This window comes from uncultured Microbacterium sp., assembly GCF_900078385.1.
Lineage (GTDB): Bacteria > Actinomycetota > Actinomycetes > Actinomycetales > Microbacteriaceae > Microbacterium.
This window is the reverse complement of sequence record NZ_FLQR01000001.1, coordinates 562885-586747: the sequence shown is the minus strand read 5'-3', so window position 1 is coordinate 586747 and position 23863 is coordinate 562885. Positions and strand designations below refer to the sequence as shown.

General features: G+C 71.9%; 26 protein-coding genes. 10 read left to right on the top strand and 16 right to left on the bottom strand.

The features are described 5' to 3' along the window. Positions 1-43 precede the first annotated feature (43 nt). Positions 44-826: a type I methionyl aminopeptidase gene (gene map, locus QZL85_RS02870; RefSeq protein WP_295573356.1), complete on the top strand. Its 783-nt coding sequence runs from the start codon at positions 44-46 to the stop codon at positions 824-826. On the opposite strand, the gene trmD is transcribed toward map, so the two are convergent. Genes trmD through rpsP form a run of 4 tightly spaced genes read right to left on the bottom strand, consistent with a single transcriptional unit; the run spans position 806 to position 2770 of the window. Further along, positions 806-1513 carry a tRNA (guanosine(37)-N1)-methyltransferase TrmD gene (trmD, locus tag QZL85_RS02865; RefSeq protein ID WP_295573354.1) on the bottom strand — a complete coding sequence of 236 codons (708 nt, stop codon included), beginning with the start codon at positions 1511-1513 and terminating at the stop codon, positions 806-808. The two genes, map and trmD, sit on opposite strands and share 21 nt — an antisense overlap. A gap of 1 nt (position 1514) precedes the next feature. Beyond that, on the bottom strand, positions 1515-2114 hold the full coding sequence (gene rimM / locus QZL85_RS02860) for a ribosome maturation factor RimM (protein WP_295573352.1): 600 nt from the start codon (positions 2112-2114) through the stop codon (positions 1515-1517). A 1-nt stretch (position 2115) separates the two neighbouring features. After that, positions 2116-2346: an RNA-binding protein gene (locus QZL85_RS02855; protein WP_295573350.1), complete on the bottom strand. Its 231-nt coding sequence runs from the start codon at positions 2344-2346 to the stop codon at positions 2116-2118. Between the two features lie 4 nt (positions 2347-2350). Beyond that, positions 2351-2770, bottom strand: a complete 420-nt coding sequence (gene rpsP / locus QZL85_RS02850; protein WP_295573348.1) for a 30S ribosomal protein S16 — start codon at positions 2768-2770, stop codon at positions 2351-2353. A 184-nt stretch (positions 2771-2954) separates the two neighbouring features. On the opposite strand from rpsP, the gene QZL85_RS02845 reads away from it, so the two are divergent. Further along, positions 2955-4118, top strand: a complete 1164-nt coding sequence (locus QZL85_RS02845; RefSeq protein ID WP_295573345.1) for a glutamate--cysteine ligase — start codon at positions 2955-2957, stop codon at positions 4116-4118. Between the two features lie 16 nt (positions 4119-4134). Here QZL85_RS02845 and ffh read toward each other — a convergent pair whose 3' ends face one another. Both ffh and QZL85_RS02835 read right to left on the bottom strand, forming a co-directional pair. After that, positions 4135-5682: a signal recognition particle protein gene (gene ffh, locus QZL85_RS02840; protein WP_295573342.1), complete on the bottom strand. Its 1548-nt coding sequence runs from the start codon at positions 5680-5682 to the stop codon at positions 4135-4137. A 12-nt stretch (positions 5683-5694) separates the two neighbouring features. Then, positions 5695-6303, bottom strand: a complete 609-nt coding sequence (locus tag QZL85_RS02835; protein ID WP_295573339.1) for a TetR/AcrR family transcriptional regulator — start codon at positions 6301-6303, stop codon at positions 5695-5697. A 77-nt stretch (positions 6304-6380) separates the two neighbouring features. Between QZL85_RS02835 and lipB the strand changes: the two genes are divergently transcribed. Further along, positions 6381-7034: a lipoyl(octanoyl) transferase LipB gene (gene lipB, locus QZL85_RS02830; RefSeq protein WP_295573337.1), complete on the top strand. Its 654-nt coding sequence runs from the start codon at positions 6381-6383 to the stop codon at positions 7032-7034. Beyond that, a complete protein-coding gene (lipA, locus tag QZL85_RS02825) occupies positions 7031-8062 on the top strand; it encodes a lipoyl synthase (RefSeq protein ID WP_295573335.1) in 1032 nt (343 codons plus the stop codon). The genes lipB and lipA overlap by 4 nt, the downstream gene beginning before the upstream one ends. Positions 8063-8078: 16 nt before the next feature. On the opposite strand, the gene QZL85_RS02820 is transcribed toward lipA, so the two are convergent. From QZL85_RS02820 to smc, 3 genes are read right to left on the bottom strand one after another with little or no spacing between them, the layout of a single operon-like run. Further along, positions 8079-8579 (bottom strand): DUF2004 domain-containing protein, encoded by a 501-nt coding sequence (locus tag QZL85_RS02820; protein WP_295573333.1) that lies wholly within the window; start codon positions 8577-8579, stop codon positions 8079-8081. 59 nt (positions 8580-8638) lie between these two features. Further along, positions 8639-9511, bottom strand: a complete 873-nt coding sequence (gene ftsY, locus QZL85_RS02815; RefSeq protein WP_295573331.1) for a signal recognition particle-docking protein FtsY — start codon at positions 9509-9511, stop codon at positions 8639-8641. Between the two features lie 16 nt (positions 9512-9527). Beyond that, the gene (gene smc / locus QZL85_RS02810; protein WP_295573329.1) at positions 9528-13040 is read right to left on the bottom strand and encodes a chromosome segregation protein SMC; all 3513 of its coding nucleotides are present in this window, start codon (positions 13038-13040) and stop codon (positions 9528-9530) included. Between the two features lie 391 nt (positions 13041-13431). Between smc and QZL85_RS02805 the strand changes: the two genes are divergently transcribed. The 3 genes from QZL85_RS02805 to QZL85_RS02795 are packed head-to-tail and all read left to right on the top strand — an operon-like array spanning position 13432 to position 15895. Beyond that, the gene (locus QZL85_RS02805; protein WP_295573327.1) at positions 13432-13686 is read left to right on the top strand and encodes a hypothetical protein; all 255 of its coding nucleotides are present in this window, start codon (positions 13432-13434) and stop codon (positions 13684-13686) included. Between the two features lie 35 nt (positions 13687-13721). Then, positions 13722-14810 (top strand): GNAT family N-acetyltransferase, encoded by a 1089-nt coding sequence (locus tag QZL85_RS02800; RefSeq protein ID WP_295573325.1) that lies wholly within the window; start codon positions 13722-13724, stop codon positions 14808-14810. Further along, entirely contained in the window at positions 14807-15895 is a 1089-nt protein-coding gene (locus QZL85_RS02795) for a GNAT family N-acetyltransferase (protein ID WP_295573323.1), read from the top strand. The genes QZL85_RS02800 and QZL85_RS02795 overlap by 4 nt, the downstream gene beginning before the upstream one ends. Here the strand turns inward: QZL85_RS02795 and mutM are convergent. The 6 genes from mutM to QZL85_RS02765 form a co-directional block, all read right to left on the bottom strand. Next, entirely contained in the window at positions 15888-16793 is a 906-nt protein-coding gene (gene mutM, locus QZL85_RS02790; protein ID WP_295573321.1) for a bifunctional DNA-formamidopyrimidine glycosylase/DNA-(apurinic or apyrimidinic site) lyase, read from the bottom strand. The two genes, QZL85_RS02795 and mutM, sit on opposite strands and share 8 nt — an antisense overlap. A 12-nt stretch (positions 16794-16805) precedes the next feature. Then, a complete protein-coding gene (rnc, locus tag QZL85_RS02785; RefSeq protein ID WP_295573319.1) occupies positions 16806-17498 on the bottom strand; it encodes a ribonuclease III in 693 nt (230 codons plus the stop codon). Between the two features lie 17 nt (positions 17499-17515). Continuing rightward, on the bottom strand, positions 17516-17725 hold the full coding sequence (gene rpmF / locus QZL85_RS02780; RefSeq protein WP_028495421.1) for a 50S ribosomal protein L32: 210 nt from the start codon (positions 17723-17725) through the stop codon (positions 17516-17518). A gap of 2 nt (positions 17726-17727) precedes the next feature. Then, on the bottom strand, positions 17728-18276 hold the full coding sequence (locus QZL85_RS02775) for a DUF177 domain-containing protein (RefSeq protein WP_295573317.1): 549 nt from the start codon (positions 18274-18276) through the stop codon (positions 17728-17730). A gap of 64 nt (positions 18277-18340) precedes the next feature. Next, complete coding sequence (coaD, locus tag QZL85_RS02770) at positions 18341-18838, bottom strand: pantetheine-phosphate adenylyltransferase (protein WP_295573315.1); 498 nt, start codon at positions 18836-18838, stop codon at positions 18341-18343. Between the two features lie 26 nt (positions 18839-18864). After that, positions 18865-21030 (bottom strand): ATP-dependent DNA helicase RecG, encoded by a 2166-nt coding sequence (locus tag QZL85_RS02765; RefSeq protein WP_295573313.1) that lies wholly within the window; start codon positions 21028-21030, stop codon positions 18865-18867. A gap of 59 nt (positions 21031-21089) precedes the next feature. On the opposite strand from QZL85_RS02765, the gene QZL85_RS02760 reads away from it, so the two are divergent. Together QZL85_RS02760 and rsmD are read left to right on the top strand one after the other, a co-directional pair. Further along, a complete protein-coding gene (locus tag QZL85_RS02760; protein WP_295573312.1) occupies positions 21090-21671 on the top strand; it encodes a 1-acyl-sn-glycerol-3-phosphate acyltransferase in 582 nt (193 codons plus the stop codon). 4 nt (positions 21672-21675) lie between these two features. Beyond that, positions 21676-22236 carry a 16S rRNA (guanine(966)-N(2))-methyltransferase RsmD gene (rsmD, locus tag QZL85_RS02755; RefSeq protein WP_295573311.1) on the top strand — a complete coding sequence of 187 codons (561 nt, stop codon included), beginning with the start codon at positions 21676-21678 and terminating at the stop codon, positions 22234-22236. 129 nt (positions 22237-22365) lie between these two features. Here the strand turns inward: rsmD and thiL are convergent, their stop codons facing one another. Further along, positions 22366-23349, bottom strand: a complete 984-nt coding sequence (thiL, locus tag QZL85_RS02750; RefSeq protein ID WP_295573308.1) for a thiamine-phosphate kinase — start codon at positions 23347-23349, stop codon at positions 22366-22368. 22 nt (positions 23350-23371) lie between these two features. Here thiL and QZL85_RS02745 point away from each other — a divergent pair, with 22 nt between their 5' ends. Further along, positions 23372-23842 (top strand): DUF3515 family protein, encoded by a 471-nt coding sequence (locus QZL85_RS02745; protein ID WP_295573306.1) that lies wholly within the window; start codon positions 23372-23374, stop codon positions 23840-23842. The last annotated feature ends 21 nt before the right edge of the window (positions 23843-23863 follow it).

The window sequence follows — 23863 nt, the reverse complement described above, 5'->3', positions numbered from 1 at the left end:
GCTACGCCGGTCCGTCACAATGGTTCCTGAGGAAAGGATCAAGATGATCGAGTTGCGCACGCCTGCCGAGATCGAGGCGATGCGGCCCGCCGGCCGTTTCGTGGCCGAGGTCCTCGCGACCCTTCGCGAGGAGACCACGGTCGGCACGAACCTCCTGGCGATCGACCGGCGCGCGCACGAGCTGATCCGCCGGGCGGGGGCGGAGTCGTGCTACATCGACTACCACCCCTCGTTCGGCGCGAGCCCGTTCGGGAAGGTCATCTGCACGTCCATCAACGATGCCGTGCTCCACGGGCTCCCGCATGACTACACGCTCCGCGACGGCGACCTGGTCTCGCTGGACTTCGCGGTCGCCGTGGACGGCTGGGTGGCCGACTCCGCCGTCTCGTTCGTCGTGGGGACGCCGCGCGACGAGGACCTCGCGATCATCGACACCGCCGAGCGGGCCCTCGTCGCCGCGATCGATGCGGCGGTCGTCGGGAACCGCATCGGCGACATCTCGCACGCGATCGCGGGCGTCGCCCACGCCGACGGGTACGCCATCAACACCGACTTCGGCGGGCACGGCGTGGGCCGGGAGATGCACGGCGACCCGCACGTGGCCAACGACGGCAAGCCGGGCCGCGGCTATCCGCTGCGCGCCGGTCTCGTGCTCGCGCTGGAGCCGTGGTTCCTGCAGACCACCGACGAGCTCGTGACCGACCCGGACGGGTGGACGCTGCGCAGCGTCGACGGCTCGCGCGGCGCGCACGCCGAGCACACCGTCGCGATCACCGACGCGGGGCCGATCGTCCTGACGGACCGGTCATTCCTCGGCGTCGACTGAGTCCGGCAGCAGGTCGGGCCGCCGTTCGCGGGTGCGCTGCACCTGCTGCTCGCGGCGCCACCGTGCGACGTTGCCGTGGTGGCCGCTGAGCAGGACGTCGGGGACGTCCCGCCCGCGCCATGAGGCGGGCTTGGTGTAGGACGGGTACTCCAGCAGACCGTCCTCGTGCGATTCCTCCACGAGACTGTCCGGATTGCCGACCACCCCGGGGATGAGTCGGCCGACGGCCTCGATCATCGCCATGGCAGCCACCTCCCCGCCGTTGAGGACGTAGTCGCCGAGGCTGATGAGGCGCACCTCGCCGAGTGCCCGGGCGTAGTCGAAGACGCGCTCGTCGATCCCCTCGTAGCGGCCGCATCCGAACACGAGGTGCGGCGAGCCCGCGAGCTCGCGGGCGGTGGCCTGCGTGAAGGGCTCGCCGGCCGGTGAGGGGAAGATGAAGACGGGACGGGATGCGGCGTCCGCGGCGATGGCGTCCAGCGCCTCGCCCCAGGGCTCGGGCTTCATGACCATGCCGGCGCCGCCGCCGTAGGGGGTGTCGTCGACGCTGCGGTGGCGGTCGTGCGCGTGATCGCGCAGATCATGGACGCGGACGTCGAGGATGCCGCTGCCGCGGGCCTTGCCGAGGAGGGACACCTCGAGGACGTCGAAGAACGCCGGGAAGATCGTGACGACGTCGATGCGCACGTCAGTCCTCGTCGGCCGGGTCCTCGGCGGGGGCGACCTCGTCGTCATCCGGCAGCTCTTCGAAGAGCCCGGCCGGCGGCGTCACGGTGACGCGGCCTGCGACGAGATCCACCTCGGGGACGATCGCCTTCACGAACGGCACGAGGATCTCGCCGCCCTGGCCCGTCGGGGAGACGATGAGCATGTCCTGCGCGGGCAGGTGGTCCACGCGCGCGACGCGCCCGACGACCGCGCCGTCGCGCACGACCTCGAGGCCGACGAGCTGGTGGTCGTACCAGGCGTCCTCCTCGGTGGGCGCGGACGCGTCGTCCTGATCGATCCAGAGGATCGCGCGGACGATCGATTCGGCGCCCTCGCGGTCGTCGATGTCGTCGAAGAAGACGACGGGGTGGGAGTTCATCCAGCGGAACTCGCGGACCTTGACGGTCTTCCCGTGCCAGGGCGAGGATTCCGGCACCTGGAGGGTGAACTCGGCGCCCGGGACGAAGCGTCCGTCCGGGTCGTCGGTGTACAACTCGAGCTTGAGGGCGCCCTTGAGCCCGTGCGCCTTGACAAGACGGCCGACACGCAGCTGCGTGCGGGCCGGCTTCGCAGCGGCCATCTCAGTCGTCCGCGACGTCGACGCGGACGCGCTTCCCGTCGGCGAGTGCGGACACGAGCGTCCGCAGCGCCTTGGCCGTGCGTCCGCCGCGCCCGATCACACGCCCCCGGTCATCGGGGTGCACGCGCACCTCGAGGACGTCGCCTCGCGGCGACGAGGAGGAGTTGATGGTGACATCGTCGGGGTGATCGACGATCCCCTTGACGATGTGCTCGAGCGCGGCGGCCAGCAACGGCTTACTCTGCGTCGGCCTCGGCGGCGGGCGCCTCGGCGTCGGAGGTGGACTCGGCGGGAGCCTCGGCCTTCTTGACCTGGGGCTTGAGCACCGACTTCTTGGCGGCGTCCACCTGGAAGGCGGCCTTCGGCTCGGCGGTCTTCACCGTCGAGACGGGGTTCTCGTCGCCCTTGAAGGTGCCCCAGTCGCCCGTGAGCTTGAGGAGCGCCGCGACCTGCTCGGTCGGCTGCGCGCCGACGGAGAGCCAGTACTGCGCACGCGCGGAGTCGACCTCGATGAACGAGGGCTCCTCGGTCGGGTGGTACTTGCCGATCTCCTCGATGACGCGACCGTCGCGCTTGGTGCGCGAGTCGGCGACGACGATGCGGTAGTACGGCGCACGGATCTTGCCGAGGCGCTTGAGACGGATCTTGACAGCCACAATTCTCCTGAATGTGTAAGAGGTGATGAACGTCGCCTGGAGCGTGGGGTGCACACCCGGCGGGAGCTCTGGGTGGACGCGCCCCGCCGGATTAGAGGGTCGAGCGGGTGGTCCAAAGATCCATTTTGCCAGATCCGGACGGATGCCGCGAACCGGCGGTGGCGCGTCGTGTCAGACTGAGCGGATGACGGTGCCGTTTGCGACATCCGCCCGCTCCACGGTCGGGCTCGAATGGGAGATCATGCTCGCCGACGGGGCGACGGGCGACCTCGCTCCGCGGGCACCCGACGTGATCGCGCAGGTCGCGGAGCCGACCGAGCTGGAGCGGTACACCGTGACCGGCGAGCTGCTGACCAACACCATCGAGGTGACCAGCGGCATCGGCGACACCGTGGCCGCTGCCGTGGACGACATCGCCGACGCGATCGCCACGGTGCGCACCGTCACCGACCCGATGGGACTGGAGCTGCTGTGCGCCGGCAGCCACCCGTTCGCGCAGTGGTACGACCAGCAGGTCACCGACAAGACCCGCTACCACAAGCTCATCGAGCGCACGCAGTGGTGGGGCCGCAACATGATGATCTGGGGCATCCACGTGCACGTGGGCGTCGAGGACGTCAACAAGGTCTTCCCGATCATCAACGCGCTGGCGGTGTACCTCCCGCACCTGCAGGCCCTCTCGGCATCCAGCCCGTTCTGGGCCGGCGATCGCACGGGCTACGCGTCCAACCGCGCGCTCGTCTTCCAGCAGCTGCCCACCGCGGGGCTTCCGTGGCCGCTGACCGACTGGAGCCAGTACGAGGGCTATCTCGAGGACATGGTGCGCACCGGCGTCATCGACGACGCGACCGAGGTCCGCTGGGACATCCGTCCGGCGCCGCGCTGGGGCACGATCGAGGTGCGCGCGTGCGACGGCATGTCGACGCTCCCCGAGCTCGCCGCCGTCGCCTCGCTCGTGCAGGTGCTCGTCGAGCACTTCTCGCGGGAGCTCGACGCAGGGCGCGAGCTCCCGACGATCCAGCCCTGGTTCATCCGCGAGAACAAGTGGCGGGCGGCTCGCTACGGGCTCGACGCCCGCCTGATCGTCGACCACGACGGCGCGCAGCGCCTCGTCACCGACCACCTGCGCGAGACCATGGAACGGCTCATGCCCGTCGCCGAGGAGCTGCACTGCGCGCGCGAGTTCGCCGGGCTCGGCGCGATCGTCGAGCAGGGCGCGAGCTACGCGCGCCAGCTGCGCGTCGCCGAGGCGGCCGACGGCGATCTCCGGCAGGTCGTCCAGCACCTCATCCGCGAGTTCCGGGCCGGGCCGACGCTGCGCGACCACCTGGCGACCCTGCACGGCTGAGTCCGGGGCGGCGCGCTCAGCCCTTGCCGAAGAGCTTCTGGATCTCGGCGAGGTCCGCCTCGGTCGGCTGCGGGGCGCCGCCGCCCAGCCCGAAGCCCGACCCGGTCGCGGGCGCCGCGGCGATGCCGGCGTTCTCCGCCGCGCGCTTGGCGGGGTTGCCCGAGCGTGAACCGGAGCGGCTCTTGGCCTGCTTCCCGCGCTTGCTGGACGCACCGGGCTTGCCGCCCATGGGTCCCATGCCGGGGATGTTGGGGACACCGCCGCGCGCGACGGTCTTCATCATCTTCGCGGCCTGCTCGAAGCGGTTGACGAGCGCGTTGACGTCGGTGACGGTCATGCCGGAGCCGCGGGCGATGCGCATGCGACGCGACCCGTTGAGGACCTTGGGGTTGCGGCGCTCCCCCGGCGTCATCGAGCGGATGATGGCCTCGGTGCGGTCGATCTCGCGCTCGTCGAAGTCCTCGAGCTGCTGCTTCATCTGACCCATGCCCGGCAGCATGCCGAGCATCTTCTTCATCGAGCCCATCTTGCGCATCTGCTGCAGCTGCCCGAGGAAGTCCTCGAGGGTGAACTGCTCGGTCGCGAGCTTCTCGGCGACCTTGAGGGCCTCCTCCTCGTCGAACGCGGCCTGCGCCTGCTCGATGAGGGTGAGGATGTCGCCGAGGTCGAGGATGCGGCTCGCCATGCGGTCGGGGTGGAACGCCTCGAGGTCGTCCAGGCCCTCCCCCGTGGAGGCGAAGATGATCGGGCGTCCGGTCAGGGAGGTGACCGACAGCGCCGCGCCGCCCTTGGAGTCGCCGTCGAGCTTGGAGAGCACGACGCCGGTGAAGTCGACGCCGTCCTGGAACGCCTTGGCCGTGTTGACGGCATCCTGGCCGCTCATCGCGTCGATGACGAAGAGGACCTCGTCGGGGTCGGTGGCCGTCCGGATGTCGGCGGCCTGCTTCATGAGCTCCGCGTCGACGCCGAGGCGGCCGGCGGTGTCGATGATGACGACGTCGTGCTGCTGGCGGCGAGCGGTCTCGACGCCGTCACGGGCGACCCGCACCGGGTCGCCGGTGCCGTTGCCCGGTTCGGGCGCGTAGACCGCGGCGCCGGCCTGCTGGGCAACGACCTGCAGCTGGTTGACGGCGTTCGGGCGCTGGAGGTCGGCGGCCACGAGGAGCGGCGTGTGACCGTCCTTCTGCAGCATCCGCGCGAGCTTTCCCGCGAAGGTGGTCTTTCCGGAGCCCTGGAGGCCCGCGAGCATGATGACGGTCGGCGGGTTCTTCGCGAACTGCAGCCGGCGCTGCTGGCCGCCCAGGATCGCGACGAGCTCCTCGTTGACGATCTGCACGACCTGCTGGGCGGGGTTCAGTGCGCGGTTGACCTCATCGCCGAGCGCCCGCTCGCGCACCTTGGCCGTGAACTCCTTGACGACGGTGAGCGCCACATCGGCGTCCAGGAGCGCGCGCCGGATCTCGCGGACGGTGCCGTCCACGTCCGCGGGCGTGAGCTGCCCCTTCTTGCGGAGGTTGCGGAAGGTCTCGGTGAGCCGGTCGGAGAGGGTGCCGAAAGTCGCCATGATCCCCCGATTCTAGCCTCGACGGCGGACCGGCCTCGCCGCGTGCGCGGCATCCGGGAGGGTGGGGGCCGCCGCCGCGAGCGCCGTGTCGAGGAGCTCGGGGAGCGCCGTCCGACCCGGCCCGGCGCTCGCCCACTGCGCGACAGCCGCCCAGACGGCGCCGGCGTGCGCGGAACCGGCGACGGCGGCCGCCAGTCGCGGCGTCCCCGCCCGCTCGAGCCGGTCGGCGACGACGGCCGCGATGCGCGCGTGGCGGAGCGCCGCCTCGCGCCGGAGCTCCTCGGCCAGTCCCATCGCCTCGGCATTCGCGACGGCGAGGGCGAGGCTGTCCGCCGCGACGGTCGCGCCGAGCTCGGCCAGGGCGGCCCGGACGTCCGCGGACGCCTCCGGCCCGCTCGCCGCACGCAGCCGCAGCTCGAGCTTCGCGATGCGCTCGTCGAGCCCGCCCCACAGGATGTCGGCCTTCGAGGCGAAGTAGTTGAAGAAGCTGGAACGGCTGACACCCGCCCGCGTCGTGATCTCCGTGACGGTCGTGGCGGCGTACCCCTGCTCGAGGAACAGCTCGCACGCGGCGTCGGCGAGCGTGTCGCGCGAGGAGGCCCGTGGTCGTCCGCTGGTCACGCGCTCATCGTAGCGAAGGGGTTATTGTTGGACGCGGTGCATCAATCCGTGCACGCCGCGATCCGTGGAGGAGCGTCATGCTCGATGTCCAGGCGGTCGGCCTCGCGCCCGACCTCGTCCCCTACCTCGACGGCTGGGCGCTCCAGCGGGAGGTGCACGCCGGCGTGGTGGCGCGGGAGCGGCCCGACACTCTGCTGCTCATGGAGCACGAGAGCGTCTACACGGCGGGCGCCCGCACCGCGCGGCACGAACGACCGACCGACGGCACACCGGTCGTCGATGTCGACCGCGGCGGCAAGATCACATGGCACGGTCCCGGTCAGCTCGTCGGCTATCCGATCGTGCGTCTGCCCGAGCCGGTCGACGTCGTCGCGCACGTCAGGCTGCTCGAAGAGATCCTGATCGGCGTCCTCCGCGGGTACGGCGTGACGGGGCACCGGGTAGAGGGGCGCAGCGGTGTGTGGGTCCGTCGCCCGCAGTCCGAGGACAAGGTCGCCGCGATCGGCGTCCGCGTCCAGCGGGGCGTGACGATGCACGGCTTCGCGCTGAACTGCGACAACTCCCTCGCCGCCTTCTCCCGGATCGTGCCGTGCGGCATCGCGGATGCCGGTGTCACGACGCTGAGCGAGGCCGCCGGCGTCCACCTCTCCCCCGCCGACGTCGTGGACGCCGTGGCATCCGCCTTCGTCGCCGCCTCGGCAGCCGTCTCGGCGGCGGAGGTGGCCGCGTGAGCGCGTGCGGCACCGGAGCAGGCACCCCCGCCGCGGCGGCGCCGGGCGGGCGGAAGCTCCTCCGCCTCGAGGTCCGCAACGCCGAGACGCCCATCGAGCGCAAGCCGGAGTGGATCAAGACGAAGGCGAAGCTCGGGCCCGAGTACCATGCGCTGCACTCGCTCGTGAAGGAGGAGGGGCTCCACACGGTCTGCCAGGAGGCGGGCTGCCCCAACATCTACGAGTGCTGGGAGGACCGCGAGGCCACGTTCCTGATCGGCGGCTCGCAGTGCACGCGGCGCTGCGACTTCTGCCAGATCGACACCGGCAAGCCCACCGACTACGACACCGACGAGCCCCGTCGCGTGGCGGAGAGCGTCCAGCGGATGCGGCTGCGCTACGCGACGGTGACCGGCGTCGCCCGCGACGACCTGCCGGACGGCGGCGCCTGGCTGCACGCCGAGACGGTGCGGCGCATCCATGCCGACAACCCCGGCACCGGTGTGGAGATCCTCGCGACGGACTTCAACGGCGACCCGGCGCTGCTGGACGAGGTCTTCGCCGCGCGCCCCGAGGTCTTCGCGCACAACGTCGAAACCGTCCCGCGCATCTTCAAGCGCATCCGCCCCGCGTTCCGGTACGACCGGTCGCTGGGCGTGCTCACACGCGCCCGCGACGCCGGCCTCATCACCAAGTCCAACCTGATCCTCGGGATGGGCGAGGAGCCCGAGGAGGTGGTGCAGGCGCTGCGGGACCTCCACGACGCCGGCACCGACATCATCACGATCACGCAGTACCTGCGTCCCTCGCCCCGGCACCTGCCGGTGGCGCGCTGGGTGAAGCCCGACGAGTTCGTGGCCTTCAAGGAGGAGGCCGAGGGGATCGGCTTCCTCGGCGTCCTGGCCGGACCCCTCGTGCGGTCCTCCTATCGCGCGGGCCGGCTCTGGGCGCAGTCGATGGTCTCGAAGGGGCGCGAGATCCCCGACGACCTGGCGCACCTCGCGGCCGACATCGCCCGCGGCGACACGACGTTCGCCCAGGCGGTCTGAGCTCCGTCGGCGCGGCTCAGTCGGCGCTCGTGACCGACTGGACGGCGCCGTCGGAGGTGAGGTTCACGAGCAGCACCTCGTCGGTCGCGTCCGGGTCGAGCGCGTACTCGAGGACGGCGAAGGGGTCCGAGCCCCCGTGTTCGTCGGCGAGGATCGTCATGCTCACGAGCTGCAGCGACCGGATGATGTCCACGTGCACGTCGCCGGAGATGTCGACGAGGACGTCCTCGATGCTCTCACCGAGCTGCGCCTGCTGCTGGAGGATGTACTCGATGACCTCGCTGGTGCGATCGTCGAGCTCGTCGACCATGGCGTTGCGCGCCTGCATGTCGATGTCCTCGATGGAGGAGATCATGGCGGCCGCGACGTCGAGCGCGGCCGCGGAGACGTCGTCCTGGTCGGGCGCGGTCAAGTCGACGGTGACCCTCTGGTCGCCGAGGTCAACGCTCTCGGACCAGAAGATCGAACCGTCGGGCCCGGACTCGAGGAGTCCGAAGTAGTCGTGCTCGATCGCCATACGCCCATGAAACCAGCCTCGGGACCCCGGCGCGACCCCGGCCACGCCGATTCGCCGGATCAGTCGACGAGTGCCGCGGCGAAGACGTGCGGAGTGAAGCCGGTGAGGTCGCCGATCCCCTCGCCCTGGCCCAGCAGTTTGACCGGGATTCCGGTCCGCTCCTGCACGGCGAGCACGAAACCGCCTCGCGCGGACCCGTCGAGCTTCGTCAGCACGAGGCCCGTGACGCCGGCGTGCTGGAGGAACGCCTCCGCCTGCATGACGCCGTTCTGACCGGTCGTGGCATCCAGCACCAGCAGCACCTCGCTGATGGGCGCCTGCTTCTCGATGACGCGACGGATCTTGGTGAGCTCGTCCATCAGCCCGCCCTTGGTGTGCAGCCGTCCGGCGGTGTCGACGAGGACGATCTCGGTACCCGTCCGCTTGGCGTACTCGATGGTCTGGAAGGCGACGGATGCCGGATCCTGGCCCTCCTGCTGCGGGCGGACGATCGCCGCTCCCCCGCGCTCGGCCCACGTCGCGAGCTGGTCAACGGCCGCGGCGCGGAACGTGTCGGCCGCGCCGACGACGACGGAGCGGCCGAAGCGCTGCAGGTACTTCGCGAACTTGCCGATCGTGGTCGTCTTCCCGACGCCGTTGACGCCGACGACGAGGACGACGGCGGGCCGCTCGGTGAGGCGCAGCGTCGTGTCGAACTTCGCGAAGTGCTCCTCGAGCGTCTCCTTCAGCATCCGCTGCAGGTCGCGCGGATCGGTCGTCCGGAAGCGCTCGACCTTCGCCTGCAGTTCGTCGACGAGGCGCTCGGTGATGTCCGGCCCGAAGTCGGCCGTCAGCAGCGCGGTCTCGAGGTCCTCCCACGTCGTCTCGTCGATCGTGGGTTTGACGAACATGCCGCGCAGCGCGCGGCCGAGCGACCAGGAGTTCTCCGCCATGACTCCAGCCTACGGTTCAGACGGCTTCGCGCTCGCGCACGCGCTGGCCGACGACGGCCGAGACGCCGTCCTGCCGCATCGAGACGCCGTAGAGCGCGTCGGCGATCTCCATCGTGCGCTTCTGGTGCGTGATGACGATGAGCTGGCTCGATTCGCGGAGCTGCTCGAAGACCCCGAGGAGTCGGCCGAGGTTCGCGTCGTCGAGGGCGGCTTCCACCTCGTCGAGGATGTAGAAGGGGCTCGGCCGCGCCTTGAAGATGGCGGTCAGCAGCGCGACGGCGGCGAGCGACCGCTCTCCGCCGGAGAGGAGCGACAGCCGCTCGATCTTCTTGCCGACGGGGCGCACCGCGACCTCGATGCCGGTCGTGAGCGGCTCATCCGGGTTCGTGAGCGAGATGCTGCCGGCCCCACCCGGGAAGAGGATCGGGAACACCTCGCCGAACGCGGCCCTCGTGTCCTCGAACGCCGCCAGGAAGATCGTCTGCATCCGCTCGTCGAGCTCGTCGATGATGGTGAGCAGGTCCGTGCGGGTCTGCGTCAGGTCGGCCAGCTGCTCGGTGAGGAACGCATGCCGCTGTTCGAGGGCGGCGAACTCCTCGAGCGCGAGCGGGTTGACGCGACCGAGCTGCCCCAGCTTCCGGTCGGCCTCGGCGAGGCGCTTGCGCTGGCGGTCGCGGTCGTAGGCGACGGGTTCACCGTCGTCGCTATCGGCGGGAACATCCTGATCCGGGCCATATTCCGAAATCAGAATGTTTTCGTCGAGGCTGAGCTCGGACGCGATGCGCTCGAGCAGGCTCGTGACGTGCAGACGCTTCTCGTGCATCTGGAGCTCGAGGCCGTGCACGCTCTCGGTGAGGCGGCTGAGACGCTCCCGGACCGTCGCGTCCTGCGCCCGCAGCTGCGCGAGCTCGGCGGTCACCGCGGTGCGGGACTGCTCGGCGAGGGCGAGTTCGACGCGCGCCTGCGTCACCGACCGGTCCACCGATTCCAGGAGGGGCGGCAGCTGATCGGCGACCTCGGCAGCGAGTTCGCGCTGCGCGCGGCGGATGACGGCGCGGCGGGCGGCTTCCTCGGCGGCGGCGCGCTCGCGCTCCCGCTGCCGCTCGAGCTGGGCGACGCGCGCCTCGCCGGCGCGGACGCGCTCTTTGAGCGTCTCGACGTCGAGTCGTGCGCGCATCTCGGCGTCGCGGGCGCCTTCGAGAGCGGCGAGCAGCTCGTCGCGCGAGGACGCGTCGAGGATCGGGCGCGGGGCGTCCTGGGCCTTGGCGAGAGCCGCATCGGCGGCACGTGCGGAGGCCTCCGCATCGGCGACGGCGGCCTGCGCCTGGCGGACGCCGGCATCCAGTCGCTCGCATTCGGCGAGGGCGGCCTCGTGGCGGACGGTCGCCCGGTTGACCTGCTCGGTGTGCGCCGCGAGCGCGGCGTCGTGCGCGCGGAGGCTCTGCAGCGCCTCGCGGGTGCGGCGGCGCGCGTCGTCCCACGCCGACTGTCCGTCGGACAGCGCCTCCCGGAGGGAGTCGGCGACGACGGCGATCTCACTGAGTCGGTCGGCGGCGGCGTCGCGCTCCGCGGCGAGCTCGAGACGCGAGCGCCCGGCTCCGGATCCCGCGCGGATCGTGTACTCCGTGACGAGCTCGCCCGCGCGTGTGACGATCGTGACCGGACCGCCGGTCTCGCGCTCGGCCAGCGCGCGCCCCGCCGCGTGCGCGGCGTCGAGGTCCTCGACGATCGCGACGTGCGCGAGGACGCCGAGGACGCCCTCCGGGGCGGTCACGACGTCGCGAGCCGAGACGACGCCGTCCCGTCCGGACAGCACCGGGGACAGGGCTGCGGCATCCGCGATCGCGATGTCGACGGACCCGAAGTCGGCGCCCTGTGCGGCGCGCGCCAGCTCGAGCGCGGCCTCGACGTCGTCGACCAGCACCCCCTCGGCGAGGGGTCCGAGGACGGCCGCGATCGCGGCTTCGTAGCCGGGGGTCACCTTGACGGCGTCGCCGACGAGTCCCCGGATGCCGCGGCCGCCCTGCGCGATGAGCGACGCGGCGGCGTTGCGGACATCGAGGGCGCGACCGAGGGCGGCGGTCTGCGCCGTGAGCGACTCGACTTCGCGCTCTGCGGCGTGCAGCCGCTCGCGGAGGCCGCTCACCCGCGCCTCGGCCTCGGTGGCCTCGCGCTGGGAGCGCTCGTAGGCGGCGGCGTGCTCGGCGGACGACCCCTCCGGCACGAGGTCGGGGTCGACGCCCGCGAGGGCGTCGGCGGCTTCGTCGCGGCGCTGGAGCGCGGCATCCAGCGCGCGCTGCTGGCGCTCCACGGCGGCGCGGACGGCGTCCAGGCGCGAGGCGGCGGCTTCCGCCGTGCCCCGCAGCGCCGTCAGGCGCATGTCGTGCTCGGAGACGAGCGCGCTCTGCGCGGCGATGTCCACGTCGAGCGCGTCCAGTTCGGCGCGCGCGCGGATCACGTCACGCGATCCCGCCGCGGCGGCGTCCTGCGCTGCGCCCAGCCCGCTCGCGATCTCGTCGATCTCGGCGCGCGCGTCGTCGATCGTGGCCTGGCCGACGGTGGCGACCTCGAGAGCGAGCTGTCCGTCGTCCTCGAGCAGCGCGAGGCGCTGGCCGGCGAGGGAGTGCAGGCTGCGCAGGCGCTCCTGCACCTGCTCGAGGGAGAACGCGACGGCGCGTGCCTTGTCGACGAGCTCGGACCGCTGCTGGGCCTCGAGCGCCTCGACGCGCACCTTCAGCTGCTCAGCCTCGTCCTGCAGGACCAGGCGCTCCCCGTGCCGCTCCTGCTCGTTGCGGGCGTGGTCTGCCAGCTGGGTGCGCAGCGAGACGAGATCATCCGCGTAGAGGCGCGCTTTCGCGTCGCGGACGACGGCCGCGATCGTCGCGGCCTCCCGCGCGATCTCCGCCTGCTTGCCGAGGGGCTTCAGCTGGCGGCGGAGCTCCCCCGCCAGGTCGCTCAGCCGCGTGAGGTTCGCCTCCATGGCGTCGAGCTTGCGGAGCGTCTTCTCCTTGCGGCGGCGGTGCTTGAGGATGCCGGCAGCCTCCTCGATGAAGCCGCGACGTTCCTCCGGCGATGCCTGCAGGACGGTGTCCAGGCGCCCCTGTCCGACGATGACGTGCATCTCGCGCCCGAGACCCGAGTCGCTCAGCAGCTCCTGCACGTCCAGGAGACGGCACGTGTCGCCGTTGATCGCGTACTCGCTCGCGCCGTTGCGGAAGAGCGTCCGACTGATCGTCACTTCGCTGTACTCGATCGGCAGCGCGCCGTCGCTGTTGTCGATCGTGAGCTGCACCTCGGCGCGGCCGAGCGGACCGCGCGTCGCGGTGCCGGCGAAGATGACGTCCTCCATCTTGCCGCCACGGAGGGTCTTCGCGCCCTGCTCGCCCATGACCCAGGCGAGCGCGTCGACGACGTTGGACTTCCCCGAACCGTTGGGTCCGACGATGCACGTGACGCCCGGCTCGAGGGCGAACGTGGTCGGCTGCGCGAACGACTTGAAGCCCTTGAGCGTCAGGCTCTTCAGGTGCATCCGGCCAGCCTCCCGACGTGAGTGTCCGGTCCACCGTAGCCCACCGTGCACCGTCCCCTCTTGACGCGGAGGGCGAGTCGGGTCTATCGTCACAGATCGCGTCTGAAGTCGAGAAAGGAGGTCCCCGAAATGATGACAGTCACCGCCACCACCGGAGCATTCGCTCCGGCCCGCGTCCGTCCGGGGACCCGCTCCTTCGGCGCCTTCCAGAGCCTGAGCGCTCGCACCGTCGCCTGACGCCTGCACAGGAGGACTCCGTCCTCTTCAGGCCCCCGGCGGCTGTGGATCAGGCGCAGTCCTGATCGACGCTCGGCCATCCGCCTTCGTGCTGCGGCACGATCTCCGCCGCTTTCGCGGCATCCCTTCACACCCACTCGGAAAGCGAACAACCATGAGTACTCTTCTCGCGCCGCAGCGCCCGTCGGGCATCCCCGATCCGCTGCAGCTTCCGGGCCGTGCCCCGCGCACGTCCCTCCCCGACCGCATCGCGATGCGGATCGCCCTGGCCCTGCTCCTGTGGAGCACGCGGCCGACCGACACCCGGGACCGCGCCGTCGGCGCGCAGGCGCACCAGCTCCTGCACGACCGCCGGATCCGCGAACGCGAGTGGGCGCGCAGGCGCCTCCTCCTCCCGACCAGCCGATGACCGGCCGCGCCGGCATCCTGAACAAGGGACATGACATGAAGACAGCAACGACGACGGGCGTCGAGTTCCGGCGCCTCACCGTCCCCGCCGCGATCGGCGACGCGGACGACGCCGACTTCGTCGAGATGGTGCGCGTGCGCAATGCCGTCTACGCCGAGATCAACGGCAACGCGGACGACGACCTCACCGCTCAGGAGCTCCTGCCCCACTACGAGCCGGACCCGCACGAGATCCGGCTCATGTGGCTCGCCGTGGCCGACGGACAGATCGTCGGCCGCGTCGGGGTCGACATCCCGCTCGAGGAGGGGTCGAAGAACGCCTACTGGCTCGTCGAACTGCAGCGCTCGCACCGCGGGCGCGGCATCGGCGCGGCGGGGTACGCGCTCGTCGAGGAGGCGGCACGGGAGCACGGCCGGTCCGTGCTGCAGTCCTGGGCGACGCACCCCGACGCTCCGGGTCCGCGGCTGGCCGCGCCGACGGGCTTCGGGGAGATCCCGGAGGACGACGTCGCGCGGTTCTACCTGCGCAACGGCTACCGGCTCGAGCAGATCGAGCGCAAGAGCCAGCTCGACCTCGTGACCTCCGCCTCGACGGTGCAGCGGCTGCTCGCCGAGGCGGAGGCGAAGTCGACGGACTACCGCGTGCTCCAGTGGAGCCCGCCGACGCCGGAGGAGTACATCGACGGCTTCGCGTGGACGAAGTCGCGGATGTCGACGGATGCCCCGTCGGCCGGGCTCGAGTTCGACGAGGAGACCTGGGACGCCGAGCGCGTGCGGCTGCACGAGCAGCGCTACATCGACGGTGGGCGCACCGTGCTCGTCACGGTCGCGCAGCACATCGCGTCCGGCACGATCGTCGCCTTCAACGAACTCGCCATCGGGCCGGACCGCACGCTCCCGACGAGCCAGGAGGACACCCTGGTGCTCAAGGAGCACCGCGGCCACAAGCTCGGTCAGCTCGTGAAGTGCGCGGGCCTCGCGACGTGGCACGCCGAGATCGCGCCGGACTCCCCGAAGGTGATCACCTACAACGCGGAGGAGAACCGACCGATGCTGGACATCAACGAGGCCATCGGCTTCGTTCCGGTGTCGTACAACGGGGCATGGAAGAAGGTCCTTCCGTGACCGTCCTGCGGACCGGCCGCCCGTCCGTCGTCCCCGTCGTGGTGCCTCAGCGCCTCGACGGGGACGACGGTCGGGAGTTCCTCGCGATGGCCGACATCTTCAACACCGCCCTGCACCACGACCTGGGCCTGGACCACCTGCGCTGGGACGCCGCCGAGATGCTGCCGGCCTGGCAGGATCAGACCGATCGGGTGCAGGCCGGTTTCCTCGCCTGGCAGGACGAGGTTCCGGTCGGCGCCCTGCAGCTGACCGCCCCACGGGAGGACGGCGCCACCGAACTGGAGTTCGACCTGCTCGCACTGCCGGACGCGCGCGACGGCGCCGTCGAGGACGCGCTGCTGGCGCGCGTCCTCGACGAGGCCGAGGGCCTCGGACGAACGCATGTGCAGACCTACACGCTGCACCGCGCGGATGCCGCCGGCGAGCGGATGCCCTCCCCCACGGGATTCGGCTCCGTGCCGGTCGACCGGTATTCGCGCTTCTACCGGGACCACGGCTTCACGCTGCAGCAGGTCGAGCGCAACAGCATCCTGGATCTGACGGCGCCGCTGGACCGTGTCGGCGAGCTGCTCACGGCGGCGGAGGCGGCGGCCGGGCCGGAATACCGCCTCCTCACCTGGACGTCGCCGACGCCGGCGCGCTGGCGGGACGAGTTCGCGCACGTCATCTCCCGCATGTCGACGGATGCCCCGTTCGCGGGACTGACCGTGACGGAGGAGACGTGGGATGCCGAGCGGGTCACCCGCCGCGACGAGCGGCTCGGCGCCGGAGGCGTCCTGGTCTCGGTCGCCGTCATCGAGCACCTCCCGACGGGGCGCCTGGTCGCCTACAACGAGCTCACGATCGGGGCCGACCGGACGCGCCCGACGAACCAGTGGGGCACGCTCGTCCTCCGCGAGCACCGCGGGCACCGGCTCGGCACGCTCGTCAAGTGCGCGAACATCCTGCGCTGGCGGGAGCTCGTGCCGCAGTCGCCGATGATCACGACGTTCAACGCCGAAGAGAACCGGCCCATGCTGGACGTGAACGAAGCGCTCGGCTTCACGCCGCTCACCGTCGCGGGCGCCTGGCAGCGGGTCAGCTGACCGCGCGGGGGCGCCGCTGGCAGTGGGCGCAGTAGTGGCTCGAGCGGTTCATGAAGCCGACCCGCACGATCGGGTGCCCGCACCGCGGGCACGGCTGCCCCGTGCGTCCGTACGCGTTCAGCGAGTGCGCGAAGTAGCCCGCCTGTCCGTTGACGTTGACGTATTGGGCGTCGAAGCTCGTGCCGCCCTCCGCGAGGGCCTTCTCCAGGACGCTCCGCACTTCGGCCAGGAGCCGGCGCAGCGCCCGCGTCGACATGTCCGCCGCGGGCGTCTCCGGGTGGATGCGGGCGGCCCACAGCGCCTCGTCCGCGTAGATGTTGCCGATGCCGCTCGCAACGGTCTGGTCGAGGAGGATGCGCTTGATCGCCGACCGCTTCCGCCGCGCCGCGACGACGAAGGCCGCGTCGACGAAGGCCGGATCCAGCGGATCCCGTGCGATGTGCGCGACCTGGGTGGGGACGACGGCCTCGTCGGTGCCCCATCCGCCCGCCGCACCGTCCGCCGTCGGGACGAGGGCGTCGAGCGCGAGCGAGCCGAACGTGCGCTGGTCGGCGAAGACGACGGCGAGATCGCCGTGGTCCGGATGCGCGATGTCGAGGCGGACGCGCTCGTGGCGCTCCGGCGGGCTGCCCGGGGCGCGCAGCAGCAGCTGACCGCTCATCCCGAGGTGGGCGACGACCGCTTCGCCGGCGCCGTGGACCGGCATCCACAGGAACTTGCCGCGGCGGGCGGCGGTGCGGAGGACGCGACCGGTGAGGGCGCGCTCGAAATCGGCGCCGTCGCCGGCGTGCCGCGTGAGCGCCCGTTCGTCGAGGACCGCGACGCCGAGCACCGTCGCACCGGACACGGCGGGCGCGAGGCCGGCGCGGACGACCTCGACCTCGGGCAGTTCGGGCACCGGCGGCGCCCCTCAGGCTCGGGCGGACAGCTCGCGCCAGACGGCGAGGGCGGCGGCCATCTCGGCCTGCTTCTTGCTGCTGCCGCGGCCGTCGCGGAGGACGTCGCCGACCGCGACGGTGGCGGTGAAGACGCGGTGGTGGTCGGGCCCCGCGGCCACGACGGCGTACTGCGGCGGCGCGAGGTTCATGCGCGCGGCGAGCTCCTGCAGGCTGGTCTTCGGGTCCATCGCGGCGCCGTAGCGCTCCGGATCCGCCATGAGCGGCGCGACGAGGCGCAGGACGAGGGTCGTGGCGGCATCCGGACCCGCCGACAGGAACGTCGCGCCGATGACGGCTTCCATCGTGTCGGCGAGGATCGAGTCCTTGTCGCGACCGCCGGTCTGATCCTCACCGCGACCGAGGCGCAGGTGCGCTCCCAGCCCGATGCCGCGCGCGACCTCCGCGAGCGCGACGGTCGAGACGACGCTCGCGCGGCGCTTGGCCAGCGCCCCTTCCTCCAGGCTCGGGTGCCGGGTGTACAGGTGCACCGTCACGGCCTGGCCGAGGATGGAGTCCCCGAGGAACTCGAGGCGCTCGTTGTGCGCGATCCCGCCGTTCTCGTAGGCGAAAGAGCGATGCGTGAGCGCAAGCGACAGAAGCTCGGGGTCGATGTCGACCCCGAGCTTGTCGGTGAGCACCTGGTGCTCGAGCGAGACGTCAGTCACGGCGCGGGCCGCGAGGATCAGACGTCGGCGACCTTGCGGCCCTTGTACTCGAGGAACAGCTCCGTGCCCTGCGAGTCGGTGACGACCTTGGCCTGGTGCGGGCGGCTGTAGACGACCTTGCCGTTCTCCACGGTGGTGGTCAGCGTGATGGGCGCCGCCTTCCACTGCGCGCGGCGCGAACGAGTGTTGGAGCGGGAGACCTTCCGCTTCGGGGGGTTACCTGCCATGGCTAGCTCTTCTCTGTGTCGTCGGCGGCGGGGCGCGCTGCCTCGTCGTCGTGGTCTGGGGTGAGGGCCTTCAGCGTGGCCCAACGCGGGTCGATCGGAGTTTCCGGCTCGGCATCCGGCGCCAGCTTCACACCCGTGGCCGGATCGAGGCCGGGGCAATCCGGCTGGCACACCGGCTGGAAAGGAAGCGACAGGACGATCGCATCCCTGACCGGAGTTTCAAGATCCACGTGGTCGTCTTGAACCTCGAAGTCAGTCGCTTCCGATCCAGGATACCCGAAGAGCTCCTGAATCTCGACTTCGACAGGCTGGGTGATGTCGGTGAGGCAGCGGCCGCACACGCCCGAGTACTCCGTCGCGATGTCCGCCGTGACGAGGATCCCCTCGTGGACGGACTCCAGCCGCACGGCGATCTCGATGGGCTCGCCCTGCGGGACGGAGACCAGGCCCTCGCCCCATTTGGCGGGCGCGGCGACCTCGAGGTCATGCTCGCGCATCTCGCCCGCACGGTGCGAGATGTCGCGCACCGACAGGACGAACGGACCGTTCATATGCTTTCTGACCACGGTCGTCAATGCTAGTCGGCGCAGAGCCCACCGGGGTCCGGCGCGCAGGTCAGAGGCCGCGGGACCCGGTGTCGAGGAACCGCGCGACGGGTCCCGGGACGAACGGCGACACGTCGCCCCCGAGCGCCGCGACCTGGCGGACGAGGCTGCTGGAGACGAGGGCGTGCGCCGGGTCCGGCAGGAGGAACACCGTCTCGATCTGCGCGAGGTGCCGGTTGACGATCGCCATGGGGGTCTCGTAGGCGACGTCCACCTGCGAGCGGATGCCCTTCACGAGCACGCCAGCGTCGACGTCGGTCGCGTAGTCGACCAGGAGCCCCATGCTCCACGAGGCGACGATGACGTTGCCGTCGACGTTCTCCTCGGCGATGGACTGCTCCAGCAGGCTCAACCGCTGCGCGATCGGCAGCATCGCCTCCTTGCCGGGGTTGTGCACGACGAGGACGTGCAGCTCGTCGTACAGCGCCGCGGCGCGGCGGATGACGTCGATGTGACCCAGCGTCGGCGGATCGAACGATCCCGGGACGACGGCGATCCGGTTGTTCATGTCGTCGAGCCTATCGGCCGGGCGCGTCAGTTCTTGGCCAGCGCCGCGCGCTCCTGCTGGCCGACGCGGCGCCCGATCGCCGCGGCGAGGCCGGCGTGCCGCTGGAGGGCGGGATCCTCGTCGAGGACCTGTTCCGCGGCCGCGCGCGCCATCGCGATGAGGTCGGCGTCGGCGACCACCCGGAGCAGGCGCAGCGACGAGCGGGCGCCCGACTGCGCGTCGCCCAGGACATCGCCCTCACCACGGAGCTCGAGGTCGACCTCGGCGAGCTCGAAGCCGTCGGTGGTCGCCGCGACGGCCTCGACCCGCGCGCGCGCCGGTGTGCCCTGGGGCGCCTCCGTCACGAGGAGGCAGAGACCGGGGATCTCGCCACGACCCACCCGGCCGCGCAGCTGATGCAGCTGCGAGACCCCGAACCGATCGGCTTCGAGGATCACCATCGTCGAGGCGTTGGGCACATCGACGCCGACCTCCACGACAGTCGTGGCGACGAGCACGTCGATCTCGCCGCGGCCGAACGCCTGCATCACGGCGTCCTTCTGGTCGGAGGGCATCTTGCCGTGCAGGATCTCCACCCGGATGCCGTCGTAGGCCGCGTGCCCCGCGAGCATCTCGTGCACCTGCACGACGCCCCACCGCGTGCGCTCCTGCTCCCCCTCGAGCGTCGGCGGCTCGGCGCCGTCGTCCTTCGCGTCCTTCGCGAGGGCCTCGGAGTCGATGGCGGCGCACACGACGAACGCCTGGCGTCCCGCCGCGACCTCCTCGGCGACGCGGTCCCACACCCGCGCGAACCAGCCGGGCTTCTCGTCCAGCGGCGCCACGAAACTGGAGATGCCGGCGCGCCCCGCCGGCAGGGTGCGGATCGTGGAGACGTCGAGGTCGCCGAACACGGTCATGGCGACGGTGCGCGGGATCGGCGTCGCGGTCAGCACGAGGACGTGGGGCGAGGTGCCCTTCGCGCGCAGGGTCTCCCGCTGCTCGACCCCGAAGCGGTGCTGCTCGTCGACGACGACGAGGCCGAGGTCGGCGAAGGTCGTCGATTCGCTCAGCAGCGCGTGCGTGCCGACGATGATCCGGGCCTGGCCGGCGGCCGCGCGCAGCGCCGCCTTCCGCCGGTCGGCGGCGGGCAGCTGGCCCGTGAGGAGCGTCGGCATGAGCTCCGGCGCGAGCTGGGGGCCCAGCATCCGCGCGATCGAGCGGACATGCTGACCGGCGAGGACCTCGGTGGGCGCGATGAGGGCGGACTGACCGCCGGACTGGGCGACCTGGAGCATCGCGCGCAGTGCGACGAGGGTCTTCCCGGAGCCGACCTCGCCCTGCACGAGCCGGTTCATGGGCCACGCGCCCTCCAGGTCCGCCGCGATCCGGTCGCCCACCGCCACCTGGTCGGGGGTGCGCTCGAAGGGCAGCGCGGCGTCGAACCGCGTGAGGAGGTCGCCGGCCGCGCGGGATGTCGCCGAGAGCGCGCGCACGAACTGGCGCTGCTGCAGGAGCGCGGCCTGCAGCACGAACGCCTCGTGCATCCGCAGCGTCTCGCGCGCCTGCTCGATCTGGTCGGGGAGCTCCGGCGCGTGGATCCGCACGAGCGCCGTCCGCGCATCCAGCAGCCCGAGCCGCTCGCGGAGATCGTCGGGAAGCGGATCGGGGACCTCGCCGAGGACGGCGAGCACGATCTCCACGACCTTCGCGACCTGCCAGCTCGTGACGGTGCTCGTCGCGGGGTAGATCGGGATGGGGAGGTTCTGCTTGGCCTCGGCGCTCGTGCGCGCCTGCTCCTCGTCGTCGAACATCTCGTAGTCGGGATGGGCGAACTGCTTCTGCCCCTTGAAGTCGCCGACCTTGCCGGAGAAGATCCCCTGCCTCCCGACCGCCAGCTCGGTCTGCCGCCAGGCCTGGTTGAAGAAGGTGAGGCTGACGGTGCCGTGCCCGTCGCTGATGACGACCTCGAGCAGCGTCCCCTTGCGGGCGCGCATGGGACGGACGGAGACCGAGCGCACCTCGGCGACGATCGTCACCTGCTCCCCCACCGGCAGCGATGCGATGGGGGTCAGCTCGCCGCGTCGGGCGTACCGGCGCGGATAGTGGTCGAGCAGGTCTCCGACCGTCGACATCCCGAACGCGCGCGACAGCGCCGACGCCGTCTTGCCCCCGACCACCCCGTCGAGACGGGACTCGAGGCTCACGGACGGCATGCCACGAGTCTAGGAGTCGTCGGGGACGGTCGCTCGGCCCGCCCGCGTACTGTGTGAGCATGATCCGCCGCGCCGTCGCCCGCCTCTATTGGTCCGTCAGCCGCTGGCGGCTGCGGACGGAGCCGGCCCCGCACCGGCCGACGCTGCTCATCGGCGCTCCGCACACCTCGAATTGGGACTTCGTCCTCATGCTGGCGATCGCCTGGCGCCTGCAGATCCCGATCCGCTGGCTCGGGAAGGATTCGCTCTTCCGCGGCTGGCGCGGACCGCTCATGCGCCGCCTCGGCGGCATCCCCGTCGACCGCGCCGATGCGTCCCGTGTCGTGACGGAGGTGGTCGGCCGCGTGCGCGACGGCGAGGTCTTCGGTCTCGTGGTGACACCGGACGGCACCCGTGGCGGGAACGCGTTCTGGAAGTCGGGCTTCTACCGGATCGCGCGCGAGGCGGGCATGCCGGTGACCCTGGGCTACGTGGATCGGACGACCATGACGACGGGCCTCGGCCCGACGTTCGAGCTCACCGGCGACGTCTCCGCCGACATGGACCGCATCCGCGCCTTCTACTCAGACAAGGCGGGCCTGCGCCCGCACCTGCGCACCGAGCCGCGGCTGCGCGACGAGAGCGCCGCGCCGTTATCGTGAAGGTGTGACGAGGATCATCGCGGGACGCGCCGGATCGCTCACCCTCGTGGTGCCGGATGCCGGAACCCGGCCGACGAGCGACCGGGTCCGCGAGTCGCTGTTCGGCTCGCTCGACGCCGCCGACCGGCTGCGCGGCGCCGCCGTGCTGGATCTGTACGCCGGGTCCGGCGCCCTCGCACTGGAGGCGCTGAGCCGCGGCGCGGCATCCGCCGATCTCGTGGAGAAGTCGCCGCGCGCCGCCGCCGTCGCGGAGCGCAACGTGCGCGCCGTCGCGAAGGCCGTGCCGCAGGCGCGCGCCCGGGTGCACCGGATGACCGCCGACGCGTTCCTGCACGCCGCGCGGACGGCGTACGACCTCGTCTTCCTGGACCCGCCGTACGAGGGCGTCGACGACGCGGCCGTCGCCGCGACCCTCGCGCTCCTGGTGCCGCGCCTGGCGGAGGGCGCCACCGTGGTCATCGAGCGCGCTGCGCGCTCTCCCGAGCCCGCGCTCCCCGAGGGTCTGACGCTCGAGCGCTCGAAGCGGTACGGCGACACCGCGCTCTGGTGGGCGACGACCGCCTGAGGCTCCCTGTCCTCGGCTCAAACCCCCGAGAAACCGGATCGAGCATGAGAAACCGGCTCGCGCGTGGTTTCTCGTGCCGGATGTGGTTTCTCGCGGCCGCGAGCGGATGCGCCCCGGCCCCGCCGCCGGTCAGCCGCGGTGCGCGTCCCAGTCCTGGTACGGGTCCCAGCCGCCGCGGCCGGTGGGCGCGGCCCCGTCGACGGTCACGGGATGCGCACCGCTCCCCCGCACGGCGCCGATCCGGCGGAACCCGTCCGGCAGCGCCGTCGCCGCGGGGAACGTCGCGAGCAGCGCGTGGTCCTCGCCGCCGGACAGCGCGAGCAGGTCGCCCGGGTCATCCAGCGCGAGCGTCACACCCGATGCCTCCGCCATGCGCGTCGCGTCCAGCACGAGGCCGTCCGAGACGTCCATGAGCGCCGTCGCGCCGGCCTCGGCCGCCACCGCTCCGAGCCCGATGGGCGGTGACGGCCGCAGCTGCGCAGCCAGTGCCCCGCGCTCGTCCGCCGAGAGCATCGCGTCAACGACGGGAACCGGCTCTCCGGCGGCATCCCGGAAGCGGTCGAACAGGATGCCGAGTCCCCGGGCCGCCTGCCCGAGCACGCCGGCGACCGCCACGACGTCACCGGCACGCGCTCCCGATCGGAGGACCGGCGCGCGACCCTCCAGCACGCCGACGGCGGTCACGGCGATCGTCAGGGTGTCCGACACCGTGAGGTCGCCCCCCTCGACGGCGCAGCCGGGCGCGAGGTCGTCGCAGGCCTCGCGAAGGCCGGCCGCGAGGTCTTCGAGGAACCGCAGCCGCGTCACCTCGGGAGCCGCGAGCGCGACGAACAGCGCGGTCGGACGCGCCCCCATCGCGGCGATGTCGGCGAGGTTCACGGCGGCCGCCTTGAAGCCGAGGTCACGGCCGCTCGACCATGCGAGCCGGAAGTCGGGGCCGTGCACGAGCGTGTCGGTCGTGACGACGACCCGTCCGTCCGGCGCCGCGAGCACGGCGGCGTCGTCCCCCGGCCCGACGAGGGCCTGCGACGAGCCGCGGAGCGCGCCGAGGATCCGCGCCAGCACCTCGCGCTCGCTCGATCCGCCGACCGTCGCCTCGTCATCCCCGGACATGCCTCCACGCTAGCCTGGAGTGGTGCCCCGCCCGCGTCCCGCCGTCGCCCTGCTGGCCGTGCTGGCGGCACTGACGCTCGCGGGCTGCTCCGCGACGGTGTCCATGCAGCCGGCGGACCAGGCGAACGACCCGCTCTGCGCAGAGGTCATGGTGCGCCTCCCGGGCGCACTGGACGCTCAGCCGCGCCGCTGGACCGACGCGCAGTCGACGGCGGCCTGGGGCGACCCCTCCGCCGTCCTCCTGTCGTGCGGGGTCGAGTCGCCCGGACCCACCGAGGCGCAGTGCATCACGGTCGCCGGCGTCGACTGGATCGTCGACGACGCGGCGGCACCCCGCTACCGCATCACGAGCTACGGCCGGACGCCGGCCGTCGAGGTGCTCACCGACAACGAGCTCGTCTCGCCGACGACCGTTCTGGACGGTCTCGGCACGGCGGTGCAGCAACTGCCGCGCGAGCGGCAGTGCACCTCGACGTCGTCCGTGCTCCCCTGACGCCGGCACGCCGGCATCCGC